Origin of the sequence: Alcanivorax sp. S6407, from assembly GCF_023016115.1 — a bacterium.
GTDB lineage: Bacteria > Pseudomonadota > Gammaproteobacteria > Pseudomonadales > Alcanivoracaceae > Alcanivorax.
Genome location: NZ_JALKBH010000006.1, coordinates 1 through 17,094, shown reverse-complemented (window position 1 = coordinate 17,094; position 17,094 = coordinate 1). Strand labels below are relative to the sequence as shown.

The following is a 17,094-nucleotide window of genomic DNA, read 5'->3' as shown; positions in this document are numbered from 1 at the left end:
AAACGGGAAAGGTCAGCTGCGATCGCTGACGCAGCGGTTCTTTTGCAGCCAGTGACACCAGGCCGCCAGCAACAGCATGACGATATTGGCGGCGATCACGGTTTCCGTGGCCAGATCCTCGCGCATCAGACCGACTACCCAGGGCACCAGTGACACCCCCATGATCAGGGTGGCCAGCAACAGGGTGACATACAGCAGCAGGAAGGCCCAGGTACGTTCCGCCAGCAACAGCAGGGCGTTGACCAGCAGCAGGATGGCAAAGCCCTGCTGGATCAGGACGCTACGCTCCAGGGTCTCTGGCAGGGTGGAGACGAATTGCACCATGCCGGGAAGAAAACGGGTAACAAACACCGCCCCCAGCATCAGTATCAATAGCCAGCGCAGTGCTTTTTCCAGCCCGCCAGTCTCTTCCCTTTGTGGCCGCTCGATGGTTTCCATCACCATGTCGTCTTTCCCTCCGGCTCTTCCGTGAACCCGTTCTCCTATTCTGTGTGAGACAGAGCAGATCGCCAATAGGCATTTTATTGCTTATAAAGTGACAAGCTACAAGCTGCAACGCGAATCGATTCAGTGCTATCCCTCCAAGCCCAGCCCCGCGCTGGAATGTTTGTGTGGTTCGCGGTCACGGCCTGTCAGGTTATGAACGCATAGCCCGTGTTGCAGCTTGAGGCTTGAAGCTTGAAGCTTGAAGCTTGTTACTAGCGTGCAGCAGCCACAGAGCGGCCCCAAAAGGTTCTTCGCGGGTTCGCTGGAATCGGCTGCTACGGAGGCCCCCTGCAGGAGCGTCGCTCTTGTGCTCGTCAGGTCAGGAACACTATTGCCCAGCGTCGTTCAAGGCAGATTTACCACAGAGGACACAGGGATCACTGAAGAAAGACGGTTCTTCTCTGTGAACTCTGTGCCCTCTGTGGTGAAAGAGGGGTTGGTTTCAGCTCTTAGCGTCAAGCGTCTGGCGGCCGCGAAGCGGCCAAAAAAGGTTCATCGCGGATTAGCGGGAATCGGCTGCTCCAGCGCTTTACTCCGCCCTGAGTGAGATTACTGCCATGGCTGCAGCTTGCGGAACGAAGGGGGTTTTGATCCTGGGTTTTTTTCGCCCCTCCAGTGGGGCTCCTACAGCAAGAGCAGCAGCACTCCGCAATTCGCGCTCAGTGAACTCTGTGGCCTCTGTGGTAAATCCACTTTTGATCTTTGCGTGTTGCGTGTTGCATGAAGCGTGCTGCGGCCGCAGAGCGGCCAAAAAAAACGGCCCCCTTGCGGGAGCCGTTTTTCACACTAACCGAAGGTTAGATCGAGAAACTTAGTTGTTCTCGAACTGACCCATGGTGTTGTGCTTACCACCAGCTTTCAGAGCAGCTTCACCAGAGAAGTACTCTTTGTGGTCATCACCGATGTTGGAACCGGCCATGTCCTGGTGCTTCACGGTAGCGATACCGCGACGGATCTCCTGACGCTGAACACCTTTGGCGTAGGCCAGCATGCCTTCTTCGCCGAAGTAGCCTTCTACCAGCTGGTCGGTGGACAGTGCAGCGGTGTGGTAGGTCGGCAGAGTGATCAGGTGGTGGAATACACCGGCTTCACGAGCAGCATCACGCTGGAAGTTCTGACACCACTTGTCAGCTTCAGCAGCCAGCTCGGAATCATCGAAGTCAGCGCTCATCAGACGGGCACGGTCGTAACCGGATACGTCTTTACCTTCTTTCTCCCACGCATCGAATACCTGCTGACGGAAGTTCAGGGTCCAGTTGAAGGACGGGCTGTTGTTGTACACCAGCTTGGCAGTCGGCTCTTGTTCGCGGATGCGATCAACCATGCCTTTGATGTGCTCGATGTTCGGAGTCGGGGTTTCGATCCACAGCAGGTCAGCGCCGTTCTGCAGGCTGGTAACACAGTCCAGAACAACACGGTCGATGTTGGAATCGCGACGGAACTGGAACAGGCCGGAAGCCAGTTTGGTCGGCTTGATCAGCTTGCCAGCAGTCTTGACCAGAACGTCACCGTGCTGAACGGTGGACGGATCGGTAACTTCTTCGCCTTCCAGGAAGGAGTTGTACTGGTCAGCCAGGTCACCTTCTTCGGTGGACACAGCGATCTGCTTGGTCAGGCCAGCACCTTCGGAGTCGGTACGGGCAACGATCACGCCGTCGTCAACGCCCAGCTCGAGGAACGCGTAACGTACAGCATTGATCTTGGCCAGGAAGTCGGCGTGAGGAACGGTTACTTTACCGTCCTGGTGGCCACACTGCTTCTCGTCGGAAACCTGGTTCTCGATCTGGATACAGCAAGCACCCGCTTCGATCATTTGCTTGGCCATCAGGTAGGTGGCTTCCGGGTTACCGAAACCAGCGTCGATGTCAGCGATGATCGGAACAACGTGAGTTTCGTAGTTGTCGATCTTGTCGATGATTTCAGCTTGCTTGGCAGCGTCGCCAGCTTCTTTGGCATCGTCCAGAGCGCGGTACAGGTGGTTCAGTTCCCAGGCGTCAGCCTGCTTCAGGAAGGTGTACAGCTCACGGATCAGGTCAGCAACGGTGGTCTTCTCGTGCATGGACTGATCAGGCAGCGGACCGAACTGGGAGCGCAGGGCAGCAACCATCCAGCCGGACAGGTACAGGTAACGACGCTTGGTGGTGCCGAAGTGCTTCTTGATGGAGATCAGCTTCTGCTGACCGATGAAACCGTGCCAGCAACCCAGGGACTGGGTGTACAGGCTGTTGTCGGCATCATAGGCAGCCATGTCTTCACGCATGGTCTTGGCGTTGAACTTGGCGATATCCAGATGCGTGTTGAAACGGTTTTGCAGACGCATGCGAACAGCAGATTCCGGATTGATATCTTTCCAGGTGCTGTTGGCGCCAATCACGGAGCCCAGTGCTTCGATGTCTTTGGTGTATGACATGGTGAACCTCTGATAAAAGAATTGGTTAATCGATACCGGAGAGGGGCAACCCTGTTCATGCCATGACATGCCGGCCTTCGATGCTGCGCATTCTAGACCCGGCCATCCCATAAACATAATCAATATGGTCTATTTTCAGTATTCATGGGATGAATGTAACTGCGCCCCAGGCGCGGAACCTTCCCGGTCCCCCCGAATACAGGGCGCATGATGCATAACGCCAGCCCAAGCCGCTCTCCCTCTCGCCCTGGAATGACCCATCAGTCATCCCCGAGTGTTGGTGAAAGCGGCCCCCGGTGCAAGAGACAAAAATGTGATTATCGTTGTCCGGGAGAAGGCAGCAGGGGACTGAATTTTCTTCAATGACACTGCTCACTGAGACAGCCCCAATCATTCACTGGAGCGCCAGGATTTTTACAGCACACACACAGTGACCCTCCAACCCCTTTGCTACTATGATCTTCTCTGCACAGGGATTCGTTACGTTGGCATGGAGAGTGCATTTCACTCTTGGACAGGATTGACCTTGTGTAGATGGAATAACGACAAGTGATAAGGAACAGGATGTTATGAAAGCGCTAAGTCCGGTGGATCAGTTGTTCTTGTGGCTGGAAAAACGCCAGCAACCCATGCATGTTGGCGGCCTGCAACTGTTTCACTTTCCGGAAGGGGCCGGCCCCAAGTATGTCAGCGAACTGGCTGAACAGATGCGCGAGTACAGCAGTCCGGTGGCCCCCTTCAACCAGAAGCTGACCCGCCGCCTTGGCCAGTACTACTGGACCGAAGACAAGCAATTCGACATCGACCACCATCTGCGTCATGAGGCGCTACCCAAACCGGGCAGGATCCGCGAACTGCTTTCCCTGGTCTCTGCCGAGCATTCCAACCTGATGGACCGCGAACGGCCGCTGTGGGAAGCCCACCTGATTGAAGGTATTCGCGGCCGGCAGTTTGCCCTGTACACCAAGATTCACCATTCCGTGGTGGACGGCATTTCGGCCATGCGACTGGGCATGCGCGCCCTGTCTGCCGACCCGGAAGAACGCAACCTGCCTCCCGTGTGGGCCTACCAGCCCAAGAAACGGAACCGCTCCCTGCCTACCCATCCTGTTGATGTGGCCTCCAGCCTGGCACGACTCGGTGCCGGCCTGAGTAAACAGGCGGCCACGGTACCGGGGCTGGCACGGGAGATTTACAAGGTCAGCCAGAAAGCCAAGAAAGACGAGAATTACGTTTCCATCTTCCAGGCCCCGGACACCATCCTCAATGAAAGCATCACCGGCTCACGCCGCTTCGCCGCGCAGAGCTTCAGCCTGCCGCGCCTCAAGGTGATCGCCAAGGCGTTCGGCTGCACGGTGAACACGGTGGTGCTGGCCATGTGCGGCCATGCCCTGCGTGAATACCTGATCAGCCAGCATGCCCTGCCGGACGAACCGCTGATTGCCATGGTACCCATGAGCCTGCGTCAGGATGACAGTGCAGAGGGCAACCAGATCGGCATGATCCTGGCCAACCTGGGCACCCATATCTGTGATCCGGGTAATCGCATCCGGGTAGTGCACGATTCCATCGAAGAAGCCAAGCAGCGCTTCTCGCAGATGAGCCCGGAAGAGATCCTCAACTTTACCGCCCTGACCATGGCGCCCACCGGCCTGAATCTGCTCACCGGGCTGGCACCGAAGTGGCGGGCCTTCAATGTGGTGATCTCCAACGTGCCGGGTCCCAAAGAACCGCTGTACTGGAACGGCGCAGAACTGAAAGGCATGTATCCGGTCTCCATTGCACTGGATCGCATCGCCCTCAACATCACCCTGACCAGCTATGTGGACCAGCTGGAATTCGGTCTGATCGCCTGCCGCCGGACCCTGCCGTCCATGCAGCGGTTGCTGGATTACCTGGAGCAGTCCATCCGTGAGCTGGAGATTGCGGCGGGGATCAAGTAAGACGCTGAACACGTCATGCTATCAAGAAGCGAGTAACGAGTTTCGAGTTACGAAAACCTTCAGTCAGTGTCACTACTGGGTGTTTTGACTTTCGAAACTCGTCACTCGCAACTCGCACTGCGCTGATCAAGGATGAACCATGCCGACCGAACTGACACAAATCACCCGTGGCGAACTGGCTTGTTGGCAGATACGGCATCGTGGCCAGACGCTGGTGGTCGCCGAACAGGGTGCCCAGGTACTGGAATATCGGCTGGATGACGAGCCGCCGATTCTCTGGCTCAGTGATCAGGCCGCTTATGAGACCGGTACCGGGATACGCGGCGGGGTGCCTGTGTGTTGGCCCTGGTTTGGCGGGCTGGCCTTCAACCCTGAGGTGCTGCAACAGCAGTATGACCTCAGCGATCCTCCCGCCCATGGCATGGTGCGCACCATCCCCTGGATAGTTACCGACCAGCAACAGGACAACGAAGTGGTTGAGCTGGTATTGCAGCCCGATCCGGCCCACCTTCCCGACAGTTGCCCTGCGGTACAAGCCACCCTGAAGATCCGCCTGGATAATACGCTGACACTGACCCTGAAGAATGAAAACCGGGGCGATCATGCGGTGACGATTTCCCAGGCACTGCACAGTTATTTTGCCGTCAGTGACAGCCGCCATGTGACCCTGCAAGGGCTGGATCAGAAACCCTATGTGGACGCCATGGATGACTGGCACAGCCATCGACAAAGCGGCCCGCTTACCTTCCGTGATGAAACCGACCGGCTTTACCTGCAACTGGGCAACACGCTGCACATTGATGATCCCGGCTGGCAACGGCGAATCAGCCTGACAACCAGCGGAAGTCACTCTGCGGTGATCTGGAATCCCTGGATTGAAAAGAGTCAGCGACTGAGTCAGTTTGCCAATGATGCATGGCAACGGATGCTGTGCATCGAAACCGCCCGGGTGCTGGATGATGTGCTGACACTGGCTCCCGAAGAGCACCACGACATGTCTGTCCGTTTCATGACAAGCCCGCTTTAAGCGCCTGAAAACAGGCTCTAAAAAGGGGTGGTGCTGATCAAAAAAGGGGAGTAGAGTCAGAGGTGGCTGCGAATTATGGCCGGAGTTTGTGTTGGTAGTTGCCTTCCCTGCGTGAAGCTGAAGTTGTCTCCGAACACCCCCATCATGGTTTGCAAGCAACACCCTAAGTAATAGATTTTGAGGTATAGATTCACATGGCTACTGGTACTGTGAAGTGGTTCAACGAGTCCAAGGGTTTTGGTTTCATCTCCCAGGACGATGGTGGTGCGGACGTATTCGTTCATTTCAGTGCAATCACTGGCTCAGGCTTCAAAACCCTGGCCGAGGGTCAGAAGGTTTCCTTCGAGATCCAGCAGGGCCCGAAAGGTCCTCAGGCTGCCAACGTAGTTGCTGAATAAGCACTACTTCGGCACAACAAAAAAACCCGCTTCGGCGGGTTTTTTTGTGCCTGGCCACTGCTCGCTCGCAGCCCCCTCCCTCCTGTTTCCCCACGCCCTCGCCGTAGGAGCGTCGCTTGCGGCGCGATTCCAGACCTGGATCAAAAGCTTTTTCGAGCACAGCTCGCACAGAGCTCATATCCTCGGTGAACTCTGTGGTAAATCAGTCTTGAACTATGCATGGGTTATCGCGCCGCAAGCGACGCTCCTACGGCGGGGCGACAACCTACAAAAGCCCGGGGTTATCGCCTACGTCTATTTCAGTGTTAGGTGCTTCTCCTGAATCAGACTCGTCAAGCATCCTTGAATCCATGCATACCTTACATGATGGACACAGGCTCCGGCGAGGCCGGGTCTCGATTCAGCACCAACAATACCTGGTGACTGCCGTTACTCGTAACAGGACTCCGTGGTTTGAGGAAACCGAGGCGGCGAGACGGTTATGCCGAAACTTCATCGCTATGGAAAAAATGGGCGCGGGCGAAACCCTGTGTTTTGTAGTCATGCCTGACCATTTTCACTGGCTGCTCGCCCTTTCGGGAAAGTATTCACTGTCGCAGACCGTCGGAATGCTCAAAAGCCAGACCGCAAGAGCCATGGGCCAATCCATCTGGCAACGTGGATTCCACGACCATGCTCTTCGTGAAGAGGAAGATTGTACACAGATAGCTCGCTATATCGTTGCCAACCCGCTTCGAGCCGGGATTACGACAAGCGTTCGGCTTTATCCCTACTGGAATGCCATCTGGCTGTAGCAGCTAATCAACCACCATAAACAATGGTCGCCCTCAGCGTAGGAGCGCCGCTCCTACAGCGGGTGTTATCCTCTCACGGCTGGAACAGCGGCTGCTCCAGCACCGCCTTGCGCTGGCGCCAGTCTGGCATCCGCGCGTCCATGAGGGCATGGAAACCTGGGCCGTGATCCATGTGCTTGAGGTGACACAATTCGTGCATCACCACATAGTCCAGCGCCGCTGGCGGGTAATGCAGCAAGGCAATATTCAGGTTGATGTAGCCGCGGGCAGAGAGGGATCCCCAGCGGGTGCGCATCTTCTTGATACGCAGCGTGGGGCGGGCAAAGCCTGCGGTTTCGAACCAGTCAAACTGCCGCGCGATGCTGTCTTCAAACACCGGCTTTGCCTGGCGCCGCATCCAGCCTTCCACCGCGGTTCGCACTGTCAGTTCATTATCGGGCTCCGCCACGCGCACTGACAGATAGGGCCCGCTGACGACTACCCGGGTTCGACCTTCACAGACATCCATCTGCAGTGACTCACCACGCCAGGCCAACACCTCCCCGTCCTGCCAGCGCTGCCGGGGCCGAGTGGCCTGGCGCTGCTGCTGATCCGCAATCCACTGACGACGACTGTCCACAAAGTCCCGCACCATGCGCAGCGGCGCCCGCTGCGGCGCACGCACCTGCACCGTGCCATCTTCGAGGACACGCAATTCCAGGCTGCGGCGTTTGCTGCGGATCAGTTCGAAATCAGTCATGAATCAGCTACAAGCCTCAAGCTGCAAGCTACAAGGAGCGGACATACATTGTGGTTGCCTCCATGGCACTGCCCGCGACCAAGCCGATTGGAGCGCGGAGGAGATGACGTTGCGTATGGCAACAACATCACCTCGTGTTGCAGCTTGAAGCTTGTAGCTTGCCACTCCTGCCTCTCCATTTATTCAGGTCAATCGCGACTCAAGCGCCGTCCTTACCATCCGCTGCTGGCAGTTCCTTGTCCAGTTGCTGCTTCACCGCATCCGCCGGCGACGCATAGGGCGCCAGCCACTGATACAGCACCGGGATCACGAACAGGGTCAGCACGGTGGCGAACAGCAGGCCGCCGAGGATCACCACGCCGATGGTGAAGCGGCTTTCCGCGCCGGCGCCGGTGGCCAGTACCAGCGGGATGGCACCGAAAATGGTGGACACCCCGGTCATCAGTACCGGCCGGAAACGCACGATGGCGCCTTCGTAGATCGCTTCTCTGACACTGCGGCCCTGATCGCGCAGCTGGTTGGCGAACTCCACGATAAGAATACCGTTCTTGGCCATCAACCCCAGCAACATGATCATGCCAATCTGGCTATAGATGTTGAGGCTGTCGCCAGTGACGCTCATGGCCACCACCGCCCCGGCCAGGGCCAGTGGCACGGTGAGCATGATGATCAGCGGATGAATCCAGCTTTCGAACTGGGCCGCCAATACCAGGAACACGATCACCAGGGCCAGGGCAAAGGTGATCATGATCGCCGAGGAGGATTCCTGCAGTTCTTCCGCCATGCCCTTGTAGCCAATCCGGGCTTCCAGTGGCAGGTTGTCCCGCGCCGCCTGCTCCACATCGCGCATGGCCGACGCCAGGTCATAGCCTTCCACCATGTTGGCAGACAGGGTAATGGCGGGCAGCCGATCCACGCGGCGCAGTTCCGGTGAATCTCCGCTAGTGGTCAGTTCTACCACACTGGAGAACGGCACCAGCTGACCACTGCTGCTACGCAGATAGATTGGCAACACGTCCTCGGGACTATCGCTGCTGCCCTCCTCGGCTTCCAGCATGACATCGTACTCACGGCCTCGATCCACAAAGGTAGACGCCGTGAGGGTGGCAAACATGGCCTGCAAGGTCTGGCCCACATCGGTGGCGGTGATGCCGAGATCTGCTGCCCGGTCGCGATTCAGTTTCACATCCAGCTGTGGCTGGGTCTGTTCGAAGTCCGTATCGATGCTGGTCAGATTGGGATTGTCCCCCATGGCCTGCATCAGTGTTTCGCTCCAGGCCTGAACCAGTTCGTAATCCGGCCCGGCCACCACCACTTCCAGTGACTGGTTGAACGCGCTTTGCCCCAGCCCCGGCGGGTTCACCGGGAAGGCACGCAAACCAGTGACCTGCGAAATGGGGCCGCGAATACTGTTGACTATTTCCTGCTGGGTGCGCTCTCGCTCACCCCAGTCTTTCAACCTGACGATGGTAAAGGCACGCTCGGCGACACCACGAAACCCGATGATCGCCAGCACCCGTTCCGCCTCGCCATTTTCTACCAGTGGCAGCAGGATCTTTTCTACTTCACGGGTGTGATGCTGGGCATATTCGGATGTGGAGCCCTGTGGAGCCGACGCCGGGATGATGAACACTCCGCGGTCTTCGGTGGGCGCCAGTTCCTGGGGCAGCTGCCGGAAGAGCAACACGGCAAACCCGCACAACAGCACGCAACCGGCGATCAGTGGCCAGGGGGTACGCAAGGCCGCCTGTAACCCGCTGGCATACCAGCGGTTCAGTTGCTGCAGGGCGCGCTCGACAACCCCTCCTTGCCCTTCCTGCTCCTTGACACTGTGACGGTGCAGCCAGCGGGAACAAAGCATGGGAGCCAGACTCAGCGCCACCAGACTGGAGATGATCACCGCTGAGGCCAGGGTGAAACCGAACTCGCCAAACAAACGCCCTACGTCCCCCCCCATGAAGGAAATAGGCACAAACACGGCCACCAGGGTGAGGGTGGTGGCCACCACCGCAAAGGCCACCTGCCGCGCCCCGAGATAAGCGGCCACCAATCGGCTTTCCCCTTCGTCGATGCGGCGCTGGATGTTTTCCAGCATGACGATGGCATCATCCACCACCAGGCCAATGGCAAGAATCAGTGCCAGCAAGGTGAGCACATTGATGGAAAAGTCCATGACGCCAAAGCCGATAAAGGCCCCGACCACGGAGACCGGAATCGTTACCGCGGGAATCAGTGTGGCGCGCAGATTACCCAGGAAAACAAAGATCACCGCGATCACCAGCGCCACGGATATCCCCAGGGTGATCAGCACCTCACGGATCGAGGCACGGATAAACAGGGACTCATCGTGGTTCACATCCAGGCTGATATCCGCAGGCAGGCTGTCACGGACCTTTTCGATTTCAGCACGCACCTGATCCGAGACCGCCACAGTATTGGCCTTGGACTGGCGCACCACGCCAAGGCCGATGGCCGTCTGGCCGTTGGCGCGGATCACGCCATCATCGCTTTCCACGCCCAGATCGACACGTGAAACATCGCCCAGCCGCATCAGGTAATCCCCGCTGCGACGGACCACCAGTTTTTCGAAGGCCTCTACGGTGTTGAGCCGGTTATCCGCACGAACGGTAAACGCCCTGGCCCGGGATTCCAGCCTGCCGGCAGGCAATTCCACATTGTTGCTGCGCAGGGCTTGCTCGATATCCGTAACGGTTACCTGATTGGCGGCCATCTTCTGACGATCCAGCCAGACCCGCATGGCGTAGCGACGGTCGCCCCCGATAATCACCTCGGACACGCCATCGAGAACCGCAAAGCGGTCCACCAGGGAGCGCTCGGCAAAGTCGGTGAGTTCCTGGGGAGCCAGGGTGGTACTGGTGAGCGTGACCCACATGATTGGGCGGGCGTCGGAATCAGATTTGGCGATCACCGGCGTGTCGGCTTCTTCAGGCAGACGATTAAGCACCCGTGAGACGGCATCGCGAACATCATTGGCGGCGATATCCACATCGCGATCCAGGTCGAACTCTGCGGTGGTACGTGCAGAACCAAGCCGGCTACGTGACTCGATCTTGCGTACCCCTTCCACACCGGCGATGGCGCCTTCAATCACCTGTACGATCTGGGTATCGACGACCTCGGGAGCGGCGCCAGAGTAATCCACCCGCACGGACACTTCCGGAGGATCGATATCCGGGTATTCACGGATCGGCAGTTTCATCAGGGCACTGATGCCGAATACCACGATCAGCAGGCTGATCACCGTGGCAAACACCGGCCGCTTGATGGATACATCCGACAGAATCATGCCGCGGCTCCCGCATCCGCGACGTCATTATCCTGCGGTTTCAGCAGTGCACGCTGCCCCGGGAGCAAGGCCTCGGGATTATCGATCACGTTGACCGGCTGACCACTACCCAGACGGCTGTGTCCATTGACGATGACATCCGGCTGGCCACTCAACCCGCTGGTAATTTCCACCCAGCCATCACGGCGCCCCCCCAGAGTCACGGGATGGCGGACTGCCTTCTGTTCCTTGTCCACGGTGAACACATAGCTTTGCGCGCCCTGGGTAATAATGGACTGCTCAGGCACCAGCAGCGCCGGACGGCGATCCAGCTGGACGGCAATGCGAAGAAACTGGCCGGGCAACATACGATCGCCGGGATTATTCAGTCTTGCCCGGGCGGTCAGGCTACGGCTGGCGCTATTCACCCGCGAATCCAGATGACTGATGGCGCCTTCAAAAACGGTATCGGGAAAAGCGTCATTGCTGGCCTGCACGGGTAAGCCGACTGAAAGCCGGGCCAGGTAGCGCTCAGGCACCTGAAAATCCACTTCGATATGGCCCAGGTTATCCAGGGTAGTAATGGCATCCCCGGTTTGCAGATAGGCACCACCATCCACCTGGCGCAATCCCACTACCCCGGCGAAGGGAGCACGGATGCTGTGGTCATTGAGATTGGCCCGCGCGGCATCGCGGTTGGCCCGTGCGGACTCCAGCGAAGTACGGAAGGTATCTACCTCGGATTCGGAAATGGCGCGCCTTTCGACCAACTGCTGACCGCGACGGTAATCGTCCCGGGCGCGCTGGTATTCCGCTTCGCTGCGAGCCAGTTCGGCGCGGGCATTGCGATCATCCAGAGACACCAGCAACTGGTCACGTTTGACCTGCTGGCCCTGCTGGAAGTGAATCTCGGCAACGCGGCCCGGCACTTCAGCCAGCAAGACCACTGCCTGAGCGGCACGGGACGTGCCCACCGCTTCCACCTGATCCACCAGATCACGTTCAATGCTGGGTGCCAGGTTCACCGCTGTGGGGGGGCGCTGACCGCGCTGGACCTCCTGAGGAGCCAACAGCCACCAGGCTGCTGCTGCCATTACCAGAAGCACCACCGCCCCCGTTATCACCCGCCCCATGGAATTCTCCGTCTCAATGATGATCAGCTGCGTAGTCTAGATGCCAATTATGCAAGGATTGCGTACAGATAGCGTTAGTAACAGCGAATTGTGAAGATAGTTCATTTTTACGCAACAGCAGGCATGATACCCAACCCCTTCAAAAGCGATATTTACAACACAAGGCACAGGGTTCACTGAGTAAAGACCGTCTTTTCTCTGCGATCTCTGTGCCCTCTGTGGTGAAACGGCTTTTGACTCTGGTCTGCTATCGCTTGCAGGCAAGCTCCCACAATGAAAAAGCAAAAAGCCGCGCCGAATTTCTCCGGCGCGGCTTTTGCGTGTTGCCTGAAGCGTGATGCGTGCAGCGTCTCTTACACCATCTCGGCGCGCATCTTCTTCTTGTCGAGCTTGCCCACGGAGGTGCGCGGCAGCGCATCGACAAAGATCACCCGATCCGGGATACCGTAGCGGCTGATGACACCTTTCTCGGCGTAGTCAGCGATCAGGGCCTTGATGCCATCTTCGTCGGCTTCCCCCCCCTTCACCGCCAGTGCCACCGGACGCTCGCCCCACTTGCTGTCGGGCACGCCCACCACGGCACACTCAGCCACGCCCGGGTGCTGCAACACCAGGCCTTCCAGGTCGATGGAGGACACCCACTCGCCACCGGTCTTGATCACATCCTTGATGCGATCAACGATCTTCAACCAGCCATCCTCGCTCATCACCGCCACATCACCGGTGTGCAGCCAGCCGCCAGCCCATAGCTCTTCGGATTTCTCGGCATCATTGAGATAGCCCTGGGTCAGCCACGGCGCGCGCACCACCACTTCCCCCTGGCTTTCGCCATCGTGGGGCACATCATTCATTTCCGCATCGACGATACGCAGCTGCACCATGGAAACCGGGCGCCCGGTGCGGGTGCGGTAATCCGCCTGAGTATCCAGATCTGCCTTTTCCAGTTCCGGCGTCAACTGGGACAGGGTCAGCAGCGGGCAGGTTTCGCTCATGCCATAGCCCGTGTAGATGTCGATACCCCGTTCCAGCGCGGCTCTTGCCAGCGACTGAGGCAATGCGGAGCCGCCAATCACCACTTTCCAGCCAGACAGATCAATGCTCTTGGCGGCTTCCGCCTGCAGCAGCATCTGGATGATGGTGGGTACACAGTGAGAAAAGGTGACCTTCTCGGTGACCAGCAGCTTGAGCAGGGAGGCCGGCTCGTAGCGACCCGGATAAACCTGCTTCACCCCGATCAGGGTGGCCAGGAACGGAATCCCCCAGGCATGGACATGGAACATGGGAGTAATAGGCATGTACACATCGTCTTCATTGAGACGACCGTGTCCTACACCGGACAGGGTTGAGCGTGCAGCGTAGGTATGCAGCACCAGCTGGCGATGGGAGAAGAACACGCCCTTGGGCAGACCAGTTGTCCCGGTAGTGTAGAAGGTGGTGGCGCGGGTGTTCTCGTCCAGCTCCGGGAAATCGTAGCGGGCCGGCGCCTTGGCCAGCAGGTCTTCATACTCCCCCGCCAGCGGCAGGCTGTCGCTGCCAGTCACCCCGTCGTCGTCCATCAGGATGTAGCTTTTTACCGGTTCGATGCGGTCTTTCAGCTCTTCCAGTACCGGCAGAAATTCGCTGTTCACCAGGATCACATCATCCCTGGCGTGGTTGATGGTGTAGAGAATCTGTTCCGGGCTTAGGCGCACATTCACTGTGTGCAGCACCGCCCCCATCATGGGAATGGCGAAGAAGGCTTCCAGATACCGGTTGGTATCCCAGTCCATCACCGCCACGGTATCACCGGGCTTCACACCCTGGGCAGCGAGGGCGCCGGCGAGACGATTTACCCGCTCTTCAAATTCACGGTAGCTGAAAGTGCGGTCACCATAGGTGATGGTCTGATGGGGATTGTTGCGCACACCGGCTTCGAGAATGCGGTGAATCAGCAGGCCAGGCTCAACCGCAGACGCCGTCCGCTGAATGGTCAGATCACTCATTGTACTCTCCAGAACACTGTCCAAACGGGCGACCGAACAACCGCCCGACATTCAGAAATCTTTTTATTCGCAGGTCCGCCGGGGCCGGCAAGGCACCTTCCCATCGACACAGGACCGCGGCAAGACTGCCACATTAGTAACCCATGGTCACCTATACCAAAGTGGCAAATGTAACAAAACAATTCCCCCCTGCAAGCTGCCGCCAACCGGCCTCAATGTCGCATTATTGCTGCATTTCCTGTGACCATTCGGTCACACCTTTTCCATTCCTGCCCCCCTTTCTATCAGTCATCTCCTACTGACAAAGCCCCTGGTCCTGCCACCACAAGAACCGGGTTCAACTCTCATCCCTACGGTTAATGTTCCCCCCCGGCACAGGCTGGTAGGGTGCGCACTTCAGTTAATGCAGCCCATTCGGGCGTCTTCATGGAGCGAAGTCGCATGCGCTGGCTATTCAGCCTGTTTTGTCTGCCAGGTATGGTCCTGGCAGCCCCCCCTTTTGAGCGTCCCGGCCTTGGCCTCAACCCCGACACCCTGCAACAACACCGCGTGGTGCTTGAGCAAGGTCTTCCGGACGCCACCCTTGATCAACGTTACAGCCCGGAAATCAGCACACTGAATTTCAATACCCTGTTACGCATGCAGGTGGTCAGCCGGATGGAAATCCAGCTGGGGATCAACACCTACCGCTATCAGAAATTTGATTCCGAGAAGGACAATGGCGATCTGGATGGTCTTGGAGATAGTTCCCTGGGAGCCAAGTTCGCTATCTACCGCGGTGAGATATTTCGCGCCGCCCTGCTCGGCGGCATGCTGATGGATACCTCCAGCGACGGTTTCAGCGATGATGAAGATGGCAGCTTTGCCGCACTCAGCGGTGGCTGGTGGCTGGATGACCGCCATCAACTTCAGCTCAGTGTTCGCTTCGAGGATGATGGCACCGAATCCAGCACCACCGTGGTGCCTTCCTGGCACGCCCGGCTGAGTGATGAATGGGCCGTCTTTCTGGATGCCGGCTTTACCCGTAATCAGGACAACGGTGACGATAACAACCGCGCTGGCGGCGGTATCACCTGGATGGCCACCCCCAACATCCAGCTGGATGTTTATGGTCGTGGTGCGCTGGACACCGGGAGTGTGGATAACGAAGCGGGGCTGGGCGTGGGGATCGCGTTCTAGCAGCCAGCACCACGCGTCATTACTGGGGAATCTTGGCCACAATTTCGCTATGCCAGACCCCGCCCGGCATGGCGATCTGACCGTAGTTCTGATCACCAAAACCGAGGCTGCCGATCAATGGGTCAAGATGATCGACACCGGTCTGGCCAAAGTCGGCATTCTGTCCAATGTAGAGTTCATTCTTGATCGTCAGGCTTGGCAGATTATCCGCGGTTTCATTCTCGGATCGGATCGTAATGCTGCCGTTCCCCCAGCCCAGACTGCCAGTCACGTTATACAACTGGAACGCTGACTGCGGGCTGGAAACCTCTGCCAGGGTGAGATAGGACGAGCCATCCAGATTCATGAAGGCATCAAAGCCAAGAGCTTCCGATCCTCCCGCCGTGGTCGGGTAAAGCACAAAACGGAATTGATTGGCAGACAGGTTCAGATCCCACAACGCGATCTTCGCCACATTACTGCCCAGATCAGACGGACTGCCGGCCCCCAACAAACCGCGGACCTGATAGCGGGAAAGGGCATTGGTTCCCAGCATCATCCCGGATGGCAGGCCAGGAAAAGTGGGATCGGTTTGCCCTAGAAGGAAATAAAAATCGTCAGCGTTCCAGAGCACATCCACGTTCATCAGGCCGATACCCACGTCGGCACCGATATCCGCGAACAGGAAATGCGAATTGGTTGCCCAGCCGGAAGCTGCTGCTTCTCTTGTGGCGGCATTGCTGCTGTTGGCGGCTGCCCAGTAACCCGGTGACTGGACCATCACCGCTGCATCCAGACGGAAGCCTTCCGGCTCGGCAAAAGGACCACCGGGATAAACCAGAATGTCAGACTCAAGTAGGCCCATGGTGAGTATCACACTCCAGTCATAGGCTGTCGCCGTATCCACATTCACCAGGCTATCGACAGCAATACTTTCGCTATAGGCATGCAGATAGCTGTCGCGCACCAGAATGGCAAAAGCGGACTGGTCCAGATCTGCCCGGGTATCAAAATACTCCCCGGCCCCACAGACCAGCCCGGTCACGCCAAAACACAAGCCGCCGGTGCCGGCACCGTCCTGCAATACATCCAGTGCCAGTTCCATTTTCAACATTGGCCCGACAGTATTCCCCAGCATGCGCCAGTCCCGGAACTGCAGCTGGGTGTCATTGCCCCCGGCATGGCCCAGGTTAAGAATGAAATCACTGTCGAAGCCCCATTGAGTGAGAACGTTCAACCCCTGGGTTCGCGGCGTAAGGGCATCGATGCCAACGCCCCCGGGTGACACCCTTACCAGGGCGTCAGTAAGCCCACCAATCCAGCCCGCATGCATCATGGCGGTACGGCCACTGGTATCAAAGTCCGTGGCGGAATCGTTGTACATCAAGTCGAACTGCAGAATCGATTCGGTGAAGGCAGAGGCAACCTTGATACCGAGGTTGTCGATGGCAAAGGTCCCTGTCCCGGCAGCGTGATTGTTGGCTGCTCCGGTGGTAAAGCGGTTACTGAACTCCAGATTACCGAAGCTCATTTCGGCGCTACCCGGCCCGCCCTGCCGATAAATCCAGTCACCGGTGAGATCAAACGCCAGCCTTGCCTTGTTGGGGTCCTGGGGATTTTCCGTCTTAAAAAGACATAATCCTCTACAGCCCCCGTGGCTCCTGGCCTCCAGCGGGGTATTAACTTCCTCCTAGCCCTTAACTTGTCCCTTTCGGTTATTATGCTGAGCTTTTTAGGC

The 17,094-nt window shown here is 57.9% G+C and carries 12 protein-coding genes; 5 read left to right on the top strand and 7 right to left on the bottom strand.

Translation table 11 applies throughout. The features are described from left to right. Positions 1 to 12 precede the first annotated feature (12 nt). On the bottom strand, positions 13 to 444 hold the full coding sequence (locus MWU49_RS13755; protein ID WP_246973429.1) for a hypothetical protein: 432 nt from the start codon (positions 442 to 444) through the stop codon (positions 13 to 15). 853 nt (positions 445 to 1,297) lie between these two features. Then, on the bottom strand, positions 1,298 to 2,896 hold the full coding sequence (locus MWU49_RS13750) for an isocitrate lyase (RefSeq protein WP_246973426.1): 1,599 nt from the start codon (positions 2,894 to 2,896) through the stop codon (positions 1,298 to 1,300). A 569-nt stretch (positions 2,897 to 3,465) separates the two neighbouring features. On the opposite strand from MWU49_RS13750, the gene MWU49_RS13745 reads away from it, so the two are divergent. From MWU49_RS13745 to MWU49_RS13730, 4 genes are all read left to right on the top strand, one after another. Further along, positions 3,466 to 4,839 (top strand): wax ester/triacylglycerol synthase family O-acyltransferase, encoded by a 1,374-nt coding sequence (locus MWU49_RS13745; protein WP_246973423.1) that lies wholly within the window; start codon positions 3,466 to 3,468, stop codon positions 4,837 to 4,839. Positions 4,840 to 4,978: 139 nt separating this feature from the next. Beyond that, the gene (locus MWU49_RS13740) at positions 4,979 to 5,866 is read left to right on the top strand and encodes a D-hexose-6-phosphate mutarotase (RefSeq protein ID WP_246973420.1); all 888 of its coding nucleotides are present in this window, start codon (positions 4,979 to 4,981) and stop codon (positions 5,864 to 5,866) included. Between the two features lie 194 nt (positions 5,867 to 6,060). Beyond that, entirely contained in the window at positions 6,061 to 6,264 is a 204-nt protein-coding gene (locus MWU49_RS13735; RefSeq protein WP_011590014.1) for a cold-shock protein, read from the top strand. 215 nt (positions 6,265 to 6,479) lie between these two features. After that, on the top strand, positions 6,480 to 7,058 hold the full coding sequence (locus MWU49_RS13730) for a transposase (RefSeq protein WP_348646705.1): 579 nt from the start codon (positions 6,480 to 6,482) through the stop codon (positions 7,056 to 7,058). 73 nt (positions 7,059 to 7,131) lie between these two features. Here the strand turns inward: MWU49_RS13730 and MWU49_RS13725 are convergent, their stop codons facing one another. The 4 genes from MWU49_RS13725 to MWU49_RS13710 form a co-directional block, all read right to left on the bottom strand. Beyond that, complete coding sequence (locus MWU49_RS13725; protein WP_246973416.1) at positions 7,132 to 7,797, bottom strand: SprT family zinc-dependent metalloprotease; 666 nt, start codon at positions 7,795 to 7,797, stop codon at positions 7,132 to 7,134. Positions 7,798 to 7,996: 199 nt separating this feature from the next. Further along, the gene (locus MWU49_RS13720; RefSeq protein ID WP_246973414.1) at positions 7,997 to 11,104 is read right to left on the bottom strand and encodes an efflux RND transporter permease subunit; all 3,108 of its coding nucleotides are present in this window, start codon (positions 11,102 to 11,104) and stop codon (positions 7,997 to 7,999) included. Beyond that, on the bottom strand, positions 11,101 to 12,216 hold the full coding sequence (locus MWU49_RS13715; RefSeq protein ID WP_246973412.1) for an efflux RND transporter periplasmic adaptor subunit: 1,116 nt from the start codon (positions 12,214 to 12,216) through the stop codon (positions 11,101 to 11,103). The genes MWU49_RS13720 and MWU49_RS13715 overlap by 4 nt, the downstream gene beginning before the upstream one ends. A gap of 353 nt (positions 12,217 to 12,569) precedes the next feature. Then, positions 12,570 to 14,198, bottom strand: coding sequence for a fatty acid--CoA ligase (locus MWU49_RS13710; RefSeq protein ID WP_246973410.1), 1,629 nt, complete (start codon positions 14,196 to 14,198; stop codon positions 12,570 to 12,572). Positions 14,199 to 14,639: 441 nt separating this feature from the next. Between MWU49_RS13710 and MWU49_RS13705 the strand changes: the two genes are divergently transcribed. Next, positions 14,640 to 15,377 (top strand): transporter, encoded by a 738-nt coding sequence (locus MWU49_RS13705; RefSeq protein ID WP_246973408.1) that lies wholly within the window; start codon positions 14,640 to 14,642, stop codon positions 15,375 to 15,377. A gap of 19 nt (positions 15,378 to 15,396) precedes the next feature. Here the strand turns inward: MWU49_RS13705 and MWU49_RS13700 are convergent, their stop codons facing one another. After that, on the bottom strand, positions 15,397 to 16,887 hold the full coding sequence (locus tag MWU49_RS13700) for a hypothetical protein (RefSeq protein ID WP_246973406.1): 1,491 nt from the start codon (positions 16,885 to 16,887) through the stop codon (positions 15,397 to 15,399). Positions 16,888 to 17,094 lie beyond the last annotated feature (207 nt).

Coding starts and splice junctions, on each gene's coding strand:
- MWU49_RS13755 (WP_246973429.1), bottom strand. CDS start 444: ATGGTGATGGAAACCATCGAGCGGCCACAAAGGGAAGAGACTGGCGGG.
- MWU49_RS13750 (WP_246973426.1), bottom strand. CDS start 2,896: ATGTCATACACCAAAGACATCGAAGCACTGGGCTCCGTGATTGGCGCC.
- MWU49_RS13745 (WP_246973423.1), top strand. CDS start 3,466: ATGAAAGCGCTAAGTCCGGTGGATCAGTTGTTCTTGTGGCTGGAAAAA.
- MWU49_RS13740 (WP_246973420.1), top strand. CDS start 4,979: ATGCCGACCGAACTGACACAAATCACCCGTGGCGAACTGGCTTGTTGG.
- MWU49_RS13735 (WP_011590014.1), top strand. CDS start 6,061: ATGGCTACTGGTACTGTGAAGTGGTTCAACGAGTCCAAGGGTTTTGGT.
- MWU49_RS13730 (WP_348646705.1), top strand. CDS start 6,480: ATGCATGGGTTATCGCGCCGCAAGCGACGCTCCTACGGCGGGGCGACA.
- MWU49_RS13725 (WP_246973416.1), bottom strand. CDS start 7,797: ATGACTGATTTCGAACTGATCCGCAGCAAACGCCGCAGCCTGGAATTG.
- MWU49_RS13720 (WP_246973414.1), bottom strand. CDS start 11,104: ATGATTCTGTCGGATGTATCCATCAAGCGGCCGGTGTTTGCCACGGTG.
- MWU49_RS13715 (WP_246973412.1), bottom strand. CDS start 12,216: ATGGGGCGGGTGATAACGGGGGCGGTGGTGCTTCTGGTAATGGCAGCA.
- MWU49_RS13710 (WP_246973410.1), bottom strand. CDS start 14,198: ATGAGTGATCTGACCATTCAGCGGACGGCGTCTGCGGTTGAGCCTGGC.
- MWU49_RS13705 (WP_246973408.1), top strand. CDS start 14,640: ATGCGCTGGCTATTCAGCCTGTTTTGTCTGCCAGGTATGGTCCTGGCA.
- MWU49_RS13700 (WP_246973406.1), bottom strand. CDS start 16,887: ATGAGCTTCGGTAATCTGGAGTTCAGTAACCGCTTTACCACCGGAGCA.